This is a genomic window from Streptomyces europaeiscabiei (assembly GCF_001550375.1).
GTDB lineage: Bacteria > Actinomycetota > Actinomycetes > Streptomycetales > Streptomycetaceae > Streptomyces > Streptomyces europaeiscabiei.
Genome location: NZ_LRTR01000141.1, coordinates 1 through 2163, shown reverse-complemented (window position 1 = coordinate 2163; position 2163 = coordinate 1). Strand labels below are relative to the sequence as shown.

The 2163-nt window shown below is 75.8% G+C and carries 1 protein-coding gene; it reads left to right on the top strand.

Annotated features, from left to right (window positions below):
* Positions 1–138 precede the first annotated feature (138 nt).
* The coding region (locus AWZ10_RS06535) for an ATP-binding protein (RefSeq protein WP_425264479.1) at positions 139–2163 on the top strand (2025 nt) is incomplete at its 3' end.

The window sequence follows — 2163 nt, the reverse complement described above, 5'->3', positions numbered from 1 at the left end:
TTCAAGGGCGCGGGGAACTGCGCGAAAGGGGTCCGGGGCGGAGCCCCGAGGGACGGGACGGGCAGGGGCGGCGGGGGCGAGTAAACCCGGCGGTGCGGGGGCGGGGCCGCGTGCCAGGATGGCGGTGTGCCGCAGAACATGATCCACGCGCCGTTCGTCGGGCGGGACTCCGAGATGGCCCGCCTGAGGGACGTGCTGGACCGGGCCGGGCAGGGTGAACCCCGCGCCGTGCTCGTCGCGGGGGACGCGGGCGTGGGCAAGAGCCGCACGCTGGCGGAGGCGGCGGCGTACGCGGTGGGCAAGGGGACGGCCGTGTTCACCGGGCACTGCGTGGACCTCGGCGATGTCGGTCTGCCGTACCTGCCGTTCACCGAGATCCTCGGTGCCCTCGCCGCGGACGAGCGATTCGCCCCGCTCCTCCAGGCCCACCCGGCGACCGCACGCCTCCTCGGCGGCGGCGCGGACGGCGGTGACCGGCTGCAGCTCTTCGAGGGCATCGCCGCGCTGCTGACGGACCTCGCCGGGGCGACGCCCGTCCTGCTCGTGCTGGAGGACCTGCACTGGGCCGACCAGTCCTCGCGGGATCTGCTGCGTTTCCTGCTCAGCCGGGCCGTGCTCCAGCACCCCGCCCCCGGCGCCCCGGCCCACCGCCTCGCCGTCTTCGCCTCGTACCGCGCGGACGACCTGCACCGCCGCCACCCGCTGCGCCCCCTGCTCGCCGAGCTGGTGCGGCTGCCCGCCGTGGAGCGGCTGGAGCTGAGGCCGATGCCGGACACCGAGGTTGCGCGGCTGGTGCGTTCACTGCGCGCCGAGCCGCTGTCCGAGGCCACGGTCGGCCGGATCGTCGAGCGGGCGGAGGGCAACGCGTTCTACGCGGAGGAACTGCTGGCCGCGACGGCGGACGAGCCGGGGGCCGTGCTGCCGAGCGGGCTGGCCGACGTCCTGCTGATCCGGATCGAGCAACTGCCCCGCGCCGCCCAGCAGGTGGTGCGCACGGCGGCGGTGGCGGGCCGCAAGGTCGGGCACGACCTGCTGCGGGACGCCGTCCAACTCCCCGAGGACGAGTTGGAGTCGGCGCTGCGGGAGGCGGTCGGCCGGCAACTGCTGCTGCCGGGCGAGGGATCGACGTACCAGTTCCGGCACGCCCTCACCCGGGAGGCGGTCTACGCGGATCTGCTGCCGGGCGAACGGGTGCGGCTGCACGGGGTGTTCGCCCGGCTGCTGGCCCGCCGGGGCCGCGCCGGGGAGAGCGCCGAGCGCGCCCACCACTCGCGCGAGAGCCACGACCTCGCCGACGCGCTGACGGCGTCCGTCGAGGCTGCCGACCACGCACACGGGATCGGGGCGCCCGCCGAGGAGCTGCGGCACCTGGAGGGAGCCCTCGACCTGTGGTCGTCCGTGGGCGCAGGGGCCCGGCCCCGGGACCTCGACACGGTCACCCTCACCCTGCGCGCCTCGTCCGCCGCCGCGCGCGCCGGGGACAACCACCGGGCGGTCTCCCTCACCCGCGCGGCGCTCGCCGGAGCCGGCCCGGACGCGGACTCCGAGCTGGCCGCCCGGGTGCGCTACACCCTCGCCGGTGACCTGATGCGCGTGGACAGTCTGAAGGCCGCGTTCCGGTACAGCAGTGAGGCGCTGGAGATGATCCCCGCCGAGCCCCCGTCCCGTACGTGGGTGTGGGCGGCGGCCACGCATGTGATGGCGGCGCGGTACTTGGGGGAGAACGAGGAGGCAGGGCGGGTCGCGAGCGGTGCGCTGCGCGTCGCGGAGCGGCTCGAACTGGGCGACGCCCAGGCCGACCTGATCATCTCCGTGGTCGGTCTCGACCCCCGGAGCAACCGGCGTACGCGGGAGGGCCGGGCGCGGTTGCGTGACGCCCGCGAACTGGCCCGCCGGGCGGGCAACGTCCCCGTGGAGATGCGTGCCCTGTTCAACCTGGCCACGGGTTGCTTCGAATCCGGTGACCCGGAGGAATGTCTCACCTGGCTCTCCGAGGGGCTGGACCGCGCGGGCCGCGCCGGCCTCCTCTCCTCCCCGTACCCGGTGGAGATGCGCTACCTCCACTCCCTCTGCCTCTACACCCTGGGCCGCTGGGACGAGTGCGCGCGCTCGGCCGCCGACGCCGACCGGCTGCCCGCCGCGGCCGGCTACGCGGCCGGTCCC